This window comes from Micromonospora sp. KC721 (genome assembly GCF_004348355.1).
Taxonomy (GTDB): domain Bacteria; phylum Actinomycetota; class Actinomycetes; order Mycobacteriales; family Micromonosporaceae; genus Micromonospora.
In genome coordinates, this window is the sequence record NZ_SMJY01000049.1 from 18,367 (window position 1) to 31,724 (window position 13,358).

A 13,358-nucleotide genomic window follows, 5' to 3' on the forward strand; every position below is an offset into this window, starting at 1 on the left:
ACTTCTCTCACCAATCACGCTCGGTCGGAGGGGGCGGGCCAGGGCAGCGCGGTGGCGAGGCTCACGGCGGCGGTGAGGGTGTCCGCGGTCAGGTGGCCGGAGGCGCGCAGCCGGTGCGGGTCGGAGAGGCCGCCGGTGTAGAGGACGCACCGCGCGCCCACGCTCTCGGCCGCGTCGGCGTCGTCGAGCGAGTCACCGACCAGCACCACCTCGCCCCCGTCGAGGCCCAGCTCGGCCAGGTGCTTGGCCAGCCATTCCGCCTTGAAGCCCCCGCCGACCGGGGCGCGCAGCCCGTCCACCCGGGTGAAGTGCGCAGTCAGCCCGTACGCACGCACGGTCGGCACCAGCTCCTCGTGGAACCACATGGACAGCAACGACTGGGTGCCCGGCCACGCGGCGATCGCCGCGGTCGCGTCGGCGGCCAGTGCGCAGGAGGCCAACCCGACCCGGTACGCGTCGTGGAAGATCCGGTCGAGGGCGCCAAACGCCTCGGCGTCCACCGCCCGGCCGAGCATCTCGGCGTAGTAGTCGGCGATCGGCCGGCGAAACCGGACCCGGTGCTCGTCCGCGGTCACCGACCGGCCACCGGCGCTGGCGAAGGCGACGTTGGTGGCCGCCACCACCAGGTCCAGGTCGTCGAGCAGGGTGCCGTTCCAGTCCCAGACCAGGTGGGGACCGGTCGTCCCGGTTCGCGCGGTGATCACAGCTGCGGGGTGGTCAGGTCGCGCAGCAGCCGCTCCTCCTCGACCCGCCAGTAGCCGTGTTCCTTGCCGTCGAGCAGCACCACCGGCAGCCGGTCGCCGTACTCGCGCTCCAACTCCACGTCGCCGGTGACGTCCTTCTCCACCCACCGGTCGCCGGTGACCGCCACCACCCGGCCGAGCGCCGCCTTGGCGTCCTCGCAGAGATGACAACCGGGTCGGGTGATCAGGGCGAGCCGGGCGTCAGTGGACATCGGGCACCTCCGTGGGGCGGGCGGCCGGGACGGGCCGCAACTGGGTCTTGCGTACCTTGCCGATCGCCGAGTACGGCAGCTCGTCGACGAACTCGACGGCGGTCGGGCACTTGAACCGGGCCAGGTTACGCGCGCAGTGGGCCAGCAGCTCCGCACCGGTCACCGGGTGGCCCGGCACCGGCACCACGTACGCCCGGACAGTCTCGCCGGTACGCGGATGCGGCACACCCAGGACGGCCGAGCCGGCCACTCCCGGGTGCGCGTCGAGGACCAGCTCGACCTCGTGCGGGTAGACGTTGAAGCCGTTGACCAGGATCAGCTCGCCCAGCCGGTCGACCAGGAACAGGTCCCCGTCGGCATCGGCGTACGCGATGTCGCCGGTGGCCCACCAGCCGTCGGCGTCCGGCCCGCCCCGGCCGTCCGGCCAGTACCCGGTGAACAGGTTCGCGCCGCGGACCACGATCTGGCCCGGGTCCGTGCCGGGCGAGGAGTCGGCGAGGAACGGGTCGTCGGCCTCCTCGTCGGCCACCGGTACGCCGTCGCGCCACAGGTCGACGCCGTCCGCGCCGACCAGGCGGAGCGCGACCCCGGGCAGCGGCCGGCCGATGGAGCCCGGCTTGGGCTCCCCGCCGACGAGAGTGGAGGTGAGCACCGGCGCGGTCTCGGTCAGGCCGTACCCGACGTGCACCGGGTGCCCGGTGGCCTCGGTGAAGCGCGCCGCGGTGGCCGGGTCGAGCGGCGCGGCGCCGCAGACCGCCAGCCGGACCGACGCCATCGCCGCGGCGACCGTGTCCGGGGCCGCGGCGGACCAGGCCTGGAACATCGACGGTACGCCGACCAGCACGCTCACCCGGTGCCGGGTGATCTCGTCGAGCGCGCAGTCGGGGCCGAGTTCGTCGACGAGCACCCCGGTCGCGCCATGGTGGACGACCGCGCCGAGCCCCGAGTTCAGCCCGTACGCGTGGAACAGCGGCAGCGCGAGCAGCACGGTGTCGTCCGCCCCGAGCACCGGCGGCTGGATCCGGGCGAGCTGGTCGTGGTTGGCGGCGAGCGCGCGGTGCGGCAGCATCGCCCCCTTGGGGCGTCCCTCGGTGCCAGAGGTGTAGAGCAGCGCGGCGAGGTCGGCGGGCTGCGCCGTCGGCGGCTCGCCGGGCTCCTCGGGGAGGGTGGTGTGCACGGCGGTCAGCGCCGGCAGTTCGTCGCCGCCGCGGCCGACCCGCTCCCGGACCTCCTCGGTGGCCAGCAGCAGCGCGGCGCCCGAGTCGGCGAGCACGTGCCGCAGCTCACGGCCGGTGTAGCCCGGGTTGACCGGCACCGCGACCAGTCCGGCGCGCAGCGTCGCGAGGAAGGCCACCACGAAGTCGGGCGTGTTCGGCAGGGCGATGGCCACCCGGGCGGGCGGGCCGCCGTCCCCGGCCGGCACGGTGGCGGCCATGGCACGGGCCACCGCCGTCACCCGATCATCCAGTTCGGACCAGGTCAGGGTCGCCTCCCGCCAGTGCACCGCAGGGCGGTCGCCGTGATCGGCGGCGGCCCGGCGGAGCCGGTCGGCGAGGTGGGGCGCGAAGCTGTCGGCGGGGTCCTGCACGGTGGCTGAGTCTGGCACAGCGTCGCCCGCACAGCCATGCCCCGCGCACCGGCACCATCGTCCACTTCACCCGCGACCTGGACTTTTCTCTCAGATCAGGTCGTGACGTGAAAGTCAACCGCACATGACGGACAACGGGTCCGCCAGTGGTGCGACCCGGACGGGAAATACTTTGGCCCTGTGTAACGGACTTGCCACGCGCGGGTGACGTTGGCCCTATCATCACTCGGGTCGGCTCACCCCATTTGCCGTGAGTCGACACCCCTCAGCCCGAGGAGGCCCCCGTGCCTGTGAGCGCATTGGACCAGCACCTCAAGGGGATGTGCCCCGCGTGGGCACGCCCCCGGACGGCCCTGCCCGTACCGGGCGGGCCGGATGCCGCGACGACCCGTCGTCGCGCTGCCCGGCCGGTCGCACCGCGCACCCGGGAGGCACGGTGAGCAGCTTCGGCTACTCGGAACGACCTGCCGGTCTGGCCGGCTCCGCGCCCCGGACATCGCCGAACGAACGCCTCGACGCCGGCCGGCTCCACCAGCGGCCGCACCACAACGAGGCGCCCACCAGGCCGGCCGCACCGGGGGGCAACGCGCCGGCCGGTCGGGTGGTCACACCGCCCCGGCCCACCATGCCGGCGCAGCACCGGCGGGTCGGCGAGCCGGCCGCGGTGACCGACCCGGCCGGCGCCGAGACCGCGGTGATTCCGGCCGTGCCGGCCGGCGACACCGCCGTCCTGCCGGCGGTCCCCGCCACCAGCCCGCCGAGCACCGGCTTCCCCAGCCGGCCCGACCCGTCCGATCCGGCCACCGAGGTCTGGACACTGGTCGAACGGTCCCAGGCCGGGGACGCCGAGGCGTTCGGCCTGATCTACGACCGGTACGTCGACACCGTCTTCCGGTTCGTCTACTTCCGGGTGGGTAACCGGCAGTTGGCGGAGGACCTGACCTCCGACACCTTCCTGCGCGCGCTGAAACGGATCGGCAGCTTCACCTGGCAGGGCCGGGATCTCGGCGCCTGGTTGGTGACCATCGCCCGCAACCTGGTGGCCGACCACTTCAAGTCGGGCCGGTACCGCCTCGAGGTGACCACCGGCGACGTGCTCGACGCCGATCGCGAGGACCGCGGGCCCGAGGGCAGCCCGGAAGCCGCCGTGGTGGAGCACATCACCAACGTGGCCCTGCTCACCGCGGTCAAGCAACTCAACCCGGAACAGCAGGAGTGCATCGTGCTCCGCTTCCTTCAGGGCTTCTCGGTCGCCGAGACGGCCCGGGCGATGGGCAAGAACGAGGGTGCCATCAAGGCGTTGCAGTACCGTGCGGTCCGCGCCCTGGCCCGACTCCTCCCGGACGGCTTCCAGCCCTGATCACCGCCGGTCCTGACCACGACCGGTCCGTCGCCCGGCGGCCGGGGTCCGGCGGGCACCCGGGTCCCGTGACGGTCCTCACTCGTCGTGTTTTAGCCACTGACGTCCCGTAACCGCCACCGGGCGCGGTCCGTTTCTCCGGGTGCGACCCGTGGTTGTCCCGGCGTCCCCCGGGCCACCCGGTCCGGCTCGTACGGTCGGCGCAGATGCCGTCCGTCGGCGTCACGCTGCCACCGGTCGCTGGTGACGACCGCGGCCTACCGGCCGGACAGCGAGAGGGGGTGCCTGCGGTGGACAGTTACCTCTTCTCCCGTCGGCGGGCCGCACGCTTCGCCCAGCTGCTCGACGAGGCGAACGGCGGGCGGCGGCATCATGTCCGGTCTCGTGCCGACGACCAGCTCGTCGCCCTCGTGGCGGTCGGCCGGCGGCTCACGCAGGAACGACCGGACGTCGAGGTGGAACCGGACTTCCGCGTCGGACTGCGGGCGATGCTGGTGGCCACGGCGGAACGGGAGGGCCCCGGCGCGACGGCCGCGAGCACCCCGGACGGCGCGGGTGCCGGCACCCGTTCCTCGCTGCTCGGCGCGGTCACCGCCCGACAGGTTCGGGCCCGGGGTGCCGTCCTGGTCGGCATCGCCGCCGGCGCCATCGCGGTGTCGGGCATCTCCGCCGCCAGCGAGGACGCGGTTCCCGGTGACGCCCTGTACGGCATGAAGCGCTCCACCGAACGGGCCCAGCTCGCCCTGGCCAGCTCGGACCTCAGCCGCGGCCAGCTGTTCCTGGACTTCGCCCGTACCCGGCTGACCGAGGCCACCACCCTCCGGGGCGACCTGCCCGGCTTCACCGCCGTGCTCGAGGACATGGACGCCGACACCCGCCAGGGGGTCCGCCTGCTCACCACCGCGGCGGCCCAACGGTCGGACACCGCCGGGCTGGACGCCGTGAACACCTTCGTGGCGGGCCAGCGACGCGCGGTCGGTGGGCTGCTCGACGGGGCCGACCGCGCCGAACGGGACCGGGTCCGGCGTTCCCTGGCCCTGTTGGACGCGGCCCGGAAGCGCTCCGACGCGCTGCGCGCCGCCATCGCCTGCGGGTTGCCCACCCCGGTCTCCGGCGACGCCCTGGGCCCCACTCCCGCGACCTGCCCCGAGCAGCGCTGACCCGCGAGGCAGTTCACATCACAGTTACCCGTTGGGGCGATCGTCTGTGATCGACACCCGACTAGGCTCAGGGATGCAGGAGCGCAGTGGCGTACGGAGGGAAGTGCCATGCCCCGCATCCGCAGGATGACGGTCAGCACCGATGTGCACGGGCACACCGCCGGCTGGGCCGAAGCCGAGGGGGACCAGCTGGTCCCGGTGCTGCCCGATCCCCACGCCGCGGCCTTCTTCGACGTGGACAACACGATGATGCAGGGCGCGTCGATCTACTGGCTGGCCCGGGGGCTCGCCGCCCGCAAGTACTTCACCACCACCGACCTGGCCCGCTTCGCCTGGCAACAGGCCCGGTTCCGGCTGCTGGCCAGCGAACACGCAGGCGACATGTCGCAGGCGAAGGAGGCCGCTCTCGCCTTCATCGAAGGCTGGCGGGTCGAGGAGGTCGAGCGCCTCACCGAGGAGATCTTCGACGAGCTGATGGCACCCCGGATCTGGGCCGGCACCCGCCGGCTCGCCCAGCGCCATCTCGACGCGGGCGAACGGGTCTGGCTGGTCAGCGCCGCCCCGGTGGAGATCGGCCGGGTGATCGCCACCCGACTCGGGCTGACCGGGGCGATCGGCACGGTGGCGGAGGTGGCCGACGGCGCGTACACCGGGCGGCTGGTCGGTGACCTGATGCACGGCCCGGCCAAGGCCGAGGCGATCAGCCAGCTCGCCGAGGTGGAAGGGCTGGACCTGTCCCGCTGCGCGGCGTACAGCGACTCGGTGAACGACCTGCCGATGCTCTCCGCCGTCGGGCGGGCGGTGGCGATCAACCCGGACGCCACGCTGCTGCGGCAGGCCCGCGAGCGGGGCTGGGAGGTACGGGACTTCCGCACTGGACGGCGCGCGGTCAAGATCGCCGTACCGTCGACAGCCGCAGCGGGGTTGCTCGCCGGTGCGGTCACCGCGGGGCTGGCCCTGCACAAGCGCCGCCGCGCCACGCTCTGACCAGGCGCCCGCGCCGGTGCGTCCACGAGCGTACGTGCCGCCGGTGCCGGTCGGCGCCCACCACAGCCGTGAACTGGTCAGGGGCCGAACGGGTCCGGGCGGCGTTCCAACAACTGGTGCAGGGTGTGCTGGATGGTTTCCCGGACCTGGTCGGCGAGGTTGAACACGACCAGCGGGTCGTCGGCGGAGTCGGTCAGGTGCGCGGTCGGGATCGGCTTGCAGAACTCGATCAGCCACTTGCTCGGCAGCGGCACCATGCCCAGCGGGCCGAGCCACGGGAAGGTCGGCGTGACCGGGAAGTACGGCAGCTTGAGCAGCCGGGCGAGCGGCTTGATGTCGGCCAGCATGGGGTAGATCTCCTCCCCGCCGACGATGGCCACCGGCACGATCGGCGTGCCGGTGCGCAGCGCCGCCGAGACGAAGCCGCCCCGGCCGAACCGCTGCAACTTGTAGCGGTCGGAGTAGAGCTTGCCGATGCCCTTGAAGCCCTCCGGGAAGACGCCGACCAGCTCGCCACCGCCGAGCAGCCGCTCGGCGTCCGGGTTGCAGGCGACCGTCCCGCCCGTCTTGCGGGCGATCTCGGAGACCACCGGCATCCGGAAGACCAGGTCTGCGCCGAGCAGCCGCAGGTAGCGGTGGGCGGGATGCTGGTCGTGCAGGGCGGTGGAGAGGATCAACGCGTCCAGCGCAACGGTGCCGGAATGGTTGCCGACCACCAGGCCGGCGCCCTCGTCGGGCACGTGCTCCAGGCCGGTCACCTCGGTGCGGAACCAGTCACGGTAGAGAAGGCGCAGCAGCGGGTGGAAGACGGCCTCGGTGAGCTCGGGGTCGAAGCCGAACTCGTCCACCTCGTAGTCACCGGAGAGCCGGCGGCGCAGGAACGCCAGCCCTCCGGCGACCCTGCGGTCCCAGTGGTCCCCCGGCTGGTCACGCACGGCCGGCTCGTCTGGCCTGTTCACTGCCGCTCCTGTACGTTCTGGCGAACCTGCCGGATGCTCTCCAGCACCATCTGCTCCGCGGCGGCGAGGGTCTCCCGGGTGAGCACCGCGCCACCACGGTGGGCGCGGATGAAATCGTCGAACGCGGCGGCGGTGGAGCGCGGCGTGAAGCCGTACTCCTGCTCGAGCCGGCTGGTGTCGACCACCCGGCCGTGCACGAAGAGGTCGACCTGGTCGAGGCCGTAGCGGCCGAAGCCGAGGTTACGGACGAGCGCGGCGGCCCCGGAGAGGCCCGGTTCGAGCACCGGCACGGCGACCCGCCCGGCCCGGCGGATCGCCTGCGACAGCGACAGGACGCCCGGCCCGGCGACGTTGTACGTCCCCGGGTGCTCCTCGGCGACCGACCGGTGCAGCACCTCCAGCGCGTCGTCGAAATGCACGAACTGCAATCGGGGATCGCGCCCGAAGACGGTCGGCACGAACGGCTGGGAGAAGTAGCGGGTGAGCGTGGTGTCGGCGGTGGAGCCGATGAACGGCGCGAACCGCAGCACGGTGGCGGTGACGTCGGGCCGGCGGCGGCGGAACCCGCGCACGTAACCCTCGATGTCCAGGATGTCCCGACCGAACCCACCGCGCGGCACCTCCCGGGGCTCGGTCTCCTCGGTGAAGACCGCCGGGTCGCGGAAGGACGCGCCGTACGCGGCGGTCGAGGAGCGGACCACGAGCTTTCGCAGCCGGGGTGCCCGCTGGCAGGCGGCGAGCAGCTGCATGGTGCCGATGATGTTCTGTTCCTTCATCGCCGCCCGGCCGCCGTGCTGCGGGTCGGGAGCGGTGACCAGGGCGAGATGCACCACGGTGTCGACGTCCAGATCGGCGAGGAAACTGCCGAGGGAGGCGAGGTCGAGCCGGACCCGCTCAACCCCGTCGAGGAGGTCGGTGAACTCGGGACCGGGGACGGTCGGGTCGACGCCGATCACCCGCTCGATCCGGGCGTCGGCGGCGAGCCGGGCGGCGACGTGCGCGCCGAGGTAGCGGCCGACCCCGGTCACGACGACGACCCCCGGAGCACCTGGGGTGCCACCGGGGGTCATCGGGAACGCCTTGACCGGCAGGCGGGATCGAGCCGGGACATCCACGGCCTGATCACCTGAGCCTCCGAGGGTCGACAGTTGGGCAGGTGTGCGGAGCCGGGCGTGGCCCGGCTCCGCTCACTTGCCGAGGCGGCGACGCTGGACGCGGGTCTTGCGCAGCAGCTTGCGGTGCTTCTTCTTAGCCATGCGCTTGCGACGCTTCTTGACCACCGAGCCCATACGACAGCCTTTCGATGCAACTTGCGGGGCGGACGTGCGACACCACGAAGGTGGTGCCGGTGACCGCGTGCGGACAATGGACCGGACCAGCCTGGTGGCGTCGGGGCACACCGGCGAGCGGTCACGATCCGCTCCAGGGTAGCCGGAGTGCGTCAGCAGGACCAACGCGCCCCCGTCGATGCCCGTTACGTCGCACTCGGCGCCCGTCAGGCGGTCTCCTGGAACGCGCCCCGCAGATAGTCGTGCACCGCGTGCTCGGGCACCCGGAACGACCGGCCCACCCGGACGGCGGTGAGTTCACCGCTGTGCACCAGGCGGTAGACCGTCATCTTGGAGACCCGCATGACCGCCGCCACCTCGGCGACGGTCAGGAACTTGACATCCGACAGCCGACCGTCGGACGGTGACCCGGCCATGGCTCACCCGACCCATCCCTGCCCGGCGCGTGCCTGCCGAGGAGGCGGTCCCGCCCGGCCGGCAACGCGCGTGTTACCAGTACGGTAGCGGGGCCGTTGTGACCTGCGCGATCCCTTCGTGCAACTGATCATGCAAGGGGCGCTGTTCACCCGGTCGTGACCTGGCGTTTTCCGTCGAAAGCGCCGCGCGTCCCGTTGTCGGGACCACCGGCCGCAGCCTCGATCGCTCAGGCCGAGGCCGACCGGACGTAGCCGACGCAGTCGGCGTGCAGACTGCCCCAGTCGTCGCCGAACACCCGGTCGGCCGCCTCGTCGGCCGACTGCCGGTCGTGCACCACGGCGCGGAAGAAATCCAGTACCTGCTGCTCGCCGTAGCGGTCGACGAGGTGGTGAACGGCCAGGTACCCGACGCCGTAGCTGCCGCCGACCCGGCCCGCCGGGGCGGTGCCGGTGGGCGCGAGGGCGTCCAACCGGCCGTTCCATCCCCCGGCGACCAGCCGCCGGACGTCGTCCAGCGCCTCGTACCGCCGCACCGGCGCCCCGTCGGCACCGGCGTACTCGGCCAGCCCCTCCACCAGCCACCAGGTCTGCCGGCTCGGATGCCCCCGGTCGGTCAGGGAGGCGGCGTGGGTCAGCTCGTGCCGCAGCAGCTCGCCGGGGCCGGTGGCCGGCAACGCGTCCGCGTTCAGCACGATCTCGTGGTGTCCGCCACCGACGCCGACCGCGTACCCGGCGGTCCAGCTCGGGCGACCGCCGCCGTACCAGCGCCGCCACTCGGCGGGACCGGCGTAGAAGACGCGGTACCGGTCCGGGGGTGGCCCCCCGATGACGTACCGGTCGGCCACCGTGGCCGCCTCCTCCGCCGCGGCGAGCAGGTCGGGCAGCGCGCGGCGCAGGGCCGGCGTGGTCGCCACCACGGTCCGCGCACCGACCGCCCCCACCAGTTCGCTGACCTCCCAGGGTCGGACGCCGGCCGGCGCCGCGCGGGACTCCTCGATGGCGAGCAGCAGGGGCGCCGGACCGCCGGCCCGCCAGCGGGTGGCGACCAGCACCGGGCTGGGGGCGCAGTCCGGTACGACCAGGCAGTACCGCACGACAACCGGTTGACGCCACTGCCCCGGCCGCCCGCTGACCGGAGTGGGTGAGCCTTCCGGTACGGCCTGCCACACGGTCACCCGCAGGGCACGCAGCGCGGCGAAGCGGCGGCCCAGGTCGGCCTGGGCGGCCCGGTCGGCGACCGCCAGGAAGCCGGCCCGGTCACCGCCGAGCAGAGCGGCGGCCTGCCGGTCGAGCTGGGCGGCCAGCGCCTCGCCGAGATGACGGGCCACGCTCGGGTCAGCTCCGTCCGCGCCGGTGCGGGTGCTCCCGCCGCGATCCGCCGAGGCGTCCGGCCCGGGGGCGAGCCACACCGCCGACGGCTGGTCGGCGGCCCACCGCGGCAGCCCGGTCAGCACCGCCGCCGGTACCCCGCCGGCCAGTAACGCCAGGATCACCGCGAGCGTCATGCCGAGTGCCCAGCGCGGTCGCGCCGGCCGGGCCACCGGGACCGGCCCGGGTCCGCCCGGTCGCGGCTCGCCGATGCTCACTTCTTCGACAGCAGCGCCCGCCCGAAGAAGGCCAGGTTCGCCGGACGCTCGGCGAGGCGACGCATCAGGTAGCCGTACCAGTCTTCGCCGTAGGGCAGGTAGGTGCGCATGGTGTAGCCCTCGCCGACCAGCCGGGCCTGCTCCTCGGGCCGGACGCCGTACAGCATCTGGAACTCGAACCGGTCCGGGCCGCGGTCGAACCAGCGGGCCCGGTCCTCACCGATGGTGATCAGGCGCGGGTCGTGGGTGGCCAGCATCGGATAACCGTCGCCGGACATCAGGATGTTCAGGCAGCGTACGTAGGATCTGTCCACCTCGTGGGCGGACTGGTACGCCACCGACTCCGGCTCCTTGTACGCCCCCTTGCACAGCCGCACCCGGGACCCCGCGCCGGCCAGTTCCCGGCAGTCCGACTCGGTGCGCCGCAGGTACGCCTGGAGCACCGCCCCGGTCGACGGGTGGTCGTTGCGCAGCTTGCTGAGGATGTCCAGGGTCGAGTCGGTGGTGGTGTGGTCCTCCATGTCCAGGGTGACCGTGGTGCCCGCCGCCTCCGCGGCGACGCAGATCGCCCGCGCGTTGTCGTACGCCAGGTGCTCGTCGAACCGCTGGCCCAGCGCGGAAAGCTTCACGCTGACCTCGGCGGCGGGGGTGAGCCCGGCGGCGGCGAGCAGCCGGAGCAGCTTCACGTACTCGTCCCGGGTGGCGTCGGCCTGCTCGGGGGTGACGGTGTCCTCGCCCAGGTTGTCGAGGGTGACCGCGAGGCCGTCGCCGACGAGTTCGCGGGTCGCGCGCAACGCGTCGTCGGTGCCGCTGCCGGCGACGAACCGGCCGACGACGTCGCGGGTGAACGGAGCCGTCGCGATGAGCCGCTCGACCTGGGATGACCGGGAGGCGGCGAGGATGACGGAACGGAGCATGAACCGAGCGTATCGCCCGGGACCGGGCCCTCGCCCGGGGCTGGCCGGAGGCACCACGCCCGTCAACCCGCCCTGACCGGGCCGGATTTCCGCCGGTGGCGGGGATCGGTTACAACCGTGGACGTGGAACGACACCCCCGCCGCCGGCTCCGGTCGGCCTCCGTGCAACTCGGCGCGCTCACCGCCCTGGCGCTGGCCCTCTCCGGCTGCAACATGACCTCCGGTGACGACGACGACGATGACGACTGCGCGCTGGGCCCGACCGGCGGTGGTGACACCGTCGCGCTGGCTCTGCGCGTTCCCACCGTCGGCGACGCGGATTCCGCCGCGCCGCGCCCGACCGAGATGGCCCTGCCCGAGCGGGGTGGATTCGGCACCCACCTCGCCTCCTGCGGGGGCTGAGGTGCGGCGCGAGACGGCGACGCCCCGGCCCGGCTGGGCGGCCACCATCCGAGAGCAGGGGCTGGTGTACGCCACCACCGAACTTCCCGACGGCGCCACCATGTCGTACTGGGACGAGACGGCGGCGTACGCCTTCGAGCTGGACGAGGTGCTCCGGTTGGAGGAGGCGACCGAGGAGCTGCACCGGATGTCCGTCGCCGCGGCCGAGCACGTGGTGGCCCGGGGTCGCTACGCCGACTTCGGCATCCCGGCCTGGGCGGCCGAGGCGGTGGCCCGCTCACTGCGCGAGGCACCGCCGACCCTGTACGGCCGCTTCGACCTCGCCTACGACGGTTCCTGGCCGCCGAAGCTGCTGGAGTACAACGCCGACACCCCGACCTCGCTGGTCGAGGCGAGCATCATCCAGTGGTACTGGCTGGAGCAGACCCGGCCCGAGGCCGACCAGTGGAACAGCCTGCACGAGCGGCTGGTCGGGGCGTGGGCGGCAGTCGGCGCCGGGCTGCACGACCGGCGGGTGCACGTCTGCTGGTCCGACGAGGAGGAGTCGGGCGAGGACCAGATCACCGCCGGCTACCTGGCCGAGACGGCCCGCCAGGCGGGGCTGGACGTGACGCTGCTGCCCGTCCAGCAGATCGGCTGGGACGGCCGGCGCTTCGTCGACGCCGCGAACCGTCCGGTCACCACGTGTTTCAAGCTGTACCCGTGGGAGTGGATGCTGGCCGAGCCGTACGGCCGTCCGGCGCTGGAGCCCGGCACGCCGACCACCTGGATCGAGCCGGCCTGGAAACTGCTGCTGTCCAACAAGGCGCTGCTCGCGGTGCTCTGGGAGCTGTACCCGGGACACGAGTACCTGCTCCCGGCGTACCTGGACTCACCGCGCGGGATGACCCGGTACGTGGCGAAGCCGCTGCTCGGCCGGGAGGGGGCGGCGGTACGGATCGTCACCGAGGATGCCGAGATCAGCAATCCGGGCGGCTACGGCGACGAGGGCTTCTGCTACCAGGAGTTCCGGGCGTTGCCGTCCTTCGACGGCAATCACGTGGTGCTGGGAAGCTGGATCGTGGCGGGCGAGGCTGCCGGGGCGGGGATCCGGGAGAGCCCCGGCCTGATAACGGACGGTTACGCACGGTTTCTCCCGCACTACATCGACGCGCAGCGACCCGGCTGAGTCGTCTACCGTTGAGGTCGTGAACTTCGACGCGTACGCCCGCACCGGCGTTGATCTCGTCAACGCCGGCCTGGACGACCTCGACGACCTGCGGGCTCTCTTCACCGACGAGAACGCGTGGATGCGCGACGAGGTGTCGGAGCGGGATCTGGCGGTCTTCCGGCGGGCGCGCAAGCGCCTGCGCGACGTGTTCGAGTACGGCACCTCCGGGCGTGACGCGCAGGCGGCGGCGGAGCTGAACGCCCTGCTGGAGACGTTCCCGGTGCAGCCGCGGATCTCCGGACACGATTCCAGCGACTGGCACATGCACGTGACCAGTCGCGGTGCCTCGGTCAGCGCGGAGTACCTGGCCGGCGCGGTCTGGGGGCTGTCGGTCTGGCTCTGCGAGTACGGCAGCGCCCGGTTCGGCGTCTGCGCCGACGAACGCTGCGGCAACGTCTACCTGGACACCTCGTCCAACTGCTGTCGCCGGTTCTGCTCGGAGCGCTGCGCGACCCGGTCCCATGTCGCCGCCCACCGCGCCCGCAAGCGCGCCGCGATCGGGGAGCAACTCCCCGCCCCCGCCCAACCC

At 73.1% G+C, this 13,358-nt stretch carries 15 protein-coding genes; 6 read left to right on the forward strand and 9 right to left on the reverse strand.

What is annotated here, in order from left to right; translation table 11 throughout:
* Positions 1-14: 14 nt before the first annotated feature.
* Genes E1182_RS11600 through E1182_RS11610 form a run of 3 tightly spaced genes read right to left on the reverse strand, consistent with a single transcriptional unit; the run spans position 15 to position 2,543 of the window.
* The gene (locus E1182_RS11600) at positions 15-704 is read right to left on the reverse strand and encodes an HAD family hydrolase (RefSeq protein ID WP_243706174.1); all 690 of its coding nucleotides are present in this window, start codon (positions 702-704) and stop codon (positions 15-17) included.
* Entirely contained in the window at positions 701-955 is a 255-nt protein-coding gene (locus E1182_RS11605; RefSeq protein ID WP_132263955.1) for a glutaredoxin family protein, read from the reverse strand. Before E1182_RS11605 ends, E1182_RS11600 begins: the two co-directional genes overlap by 4 nt.
* On the reverse strand, positions 945-2,543 hold the full coding sequence (locus E1182_RS11610; protein WP_132263957.1) for an AMP-binding protein: 1,599 nt from the start codon (positions 2,541-2,543) through the stop codon (positions 945-947). Before E1182_RS11610 ends, E1182_RS11605 begins: the two co-directional genes overlap by 11 nt.
* 436 nt (positions 2,544-2,979) lie before the next feature.
* Between E1182_RS11610 and E1182_RS11615 the strand changes: the two genes are divergently transcribed.
* The 3 genes from E1182_RS11615 (at position 2,980) to E1182_RS11625 (ending at position 6,050) form a co-directional block, all read left to right on the forward strand.
* Positions 2,980-3,903, forward strand: coding sequence for an ECF subfamily RNA polymerase sigma factor, BldN family (locus E1182_RS11615; protein ID WP_132263959.1), 924 nt, complete (start codon positions 2,980-2,982; stop codon positions 3,901-3,903).
* Positions 3,904-4,193: 290 nt separating this feature from the next.
* A complete protein-coding gene (locus E1182_RS11620; protein WP_132263961.1) occupies positions 4,194-5,063 on the forward strand; it encodes a DUF5667 domain-containing protein in 870 nt (289 codons plus the stop codon).
* A gap of 108 nt (positions 5,064-5,171) precedes the next feature.
* The gene (locus tag E1182_RS11625; RefSeq protein ID WP_132263964.1) at positions 5,172-6,050 is read left to right on the forward strand and encodes an HAD family phosphatase; all 879 of its coding nucleotides are present in this window, start codon (positions 5,172-5,174) and stop codon (positions 6,048-6,050) included.
* A 77-nt stretch (positions 6,051-6,127) separates the two neighbouring features.
* Here the strand turns inward: E1182_RS11625 and E1182_RS11630 are convergent, their stop codons facing one another.
* The 6 genes from E1182_RS11630 to E1182_RS11655 all read right to left on the reverse strand — a co-directional run bounded on the left by E1182_RS11630 (position 6,128) and on the right by E1182_RS11655 (position 11,217).
* On the reverse strand, positions 6,128-7,009 hold the full coding sequence (locus E1182_RS11630; RefSeq protein ID WP_132263966.1) for a lysophospholipid acyltransferase family protein: 882 nt from the start codon (positions 7,007-7,009) through the stop codon (positions 6,128-6,130).
* On the reverse strand, positions 7,006-8,079 hold the full coding sequence (locus E1182_RS11635; protein WP_132263982.1) for an NAD-dependent epimerase/dehydratase family protein: 1,074 nt from the start codon (positions 8,077-8,079) through the stop codon (positions 7,006-7,008). The genes E1182_RS11630 and E1182_RS11635 overlap by 4 nt, the downstream gene beginning before the upstream one ends.
* 117 nt (positions 8,080-8,196) lie before the next feature.
* A complete protein-coding gene (locus E1182_RS11640) occupies positions 8,197-8,298 on the reverse strand; it encodes a 30S ribosomal protein bS22 (RefSeq protein WP_007465623.1) in 102 nt (33 codons plus the stop codon).
* 206 nt (positions 8,299-8,504) lie between these two features.
* Positions 8,505-8,714, reverse strand: coding sequence for a helix-turn-helix domain-containing protein (locus tag E1182_RS11645; RefSeq protein ID WP_132183381.1), 210 nt, complete (start codon positions 8,712-8,714; stop codon positions 8,505-8,507).
* A gap of 227 nt (positions 8,715-8,941) precedes the next feature.
* Positions 8,942-10,219: a hypothetical protein gene (locus E1182_RS11650; protein WP_132263968.1), complete on the reverse strand. Its 1,278-nt coding sequence runs from the start codon at positions 10,217-10,219 to the stop codon at positions 8,942-8,944.
* 77 nt (positions 10,220-10,296) lie between these two features.
* Positions 10,297-11,217, reverse strand: a complete 921-nt coding sequence (locus E1182_RS11655) for a proline dehydrogenase family protein (RefSeq protein WP_132263970.1) — start codon at positions 11,215-11,217, stop codon at positions 10,297-10,299.
* Positions 11,218-11,340: 123 nt separating this feature from the next.
* On the opposite strand from E1182_RS11655, the gene E1182_RS11660 reads away from it, so the two are divergent.
* From E1182_RS11660 to E1182_RS11670, 3 genes are all read left to right on the forward strand, one after another.
* Positions 11,341-11,619: a hypothetical protein gene (locus tag E1182_RS11660; RefSeq protein WP_243706175.1), complete on the forward strand. Its 279-nt coding sequence runs from the start codon at positions 11,341-11,343 to the stop codon at positions 11,617-11,619.
* Position 11,620: 1 nt separating this feature from the next.
* Positions 11,621-12,787: a glutathionylspermidine synthase family protein gene (locus E1182_RS11665; RefSeq protein ID WP_132263973.1), complete on the forward strand. Its 1,167-nt coding sequence runs from the start codon at positions 11,621-11,623 to the stop codon at positions 12,785-12,787.
* 19 nt (positions 12,788-12,806) lie between these two features.
* Positions 12,807-13,358, forward strand: a 552-nt coding sequence (locus E1182_RS11670; protein WP_132263976.1) for a CGNR zinc finger domain-containing protein, incomplete at its 3' end; no start/stop codon positions are given.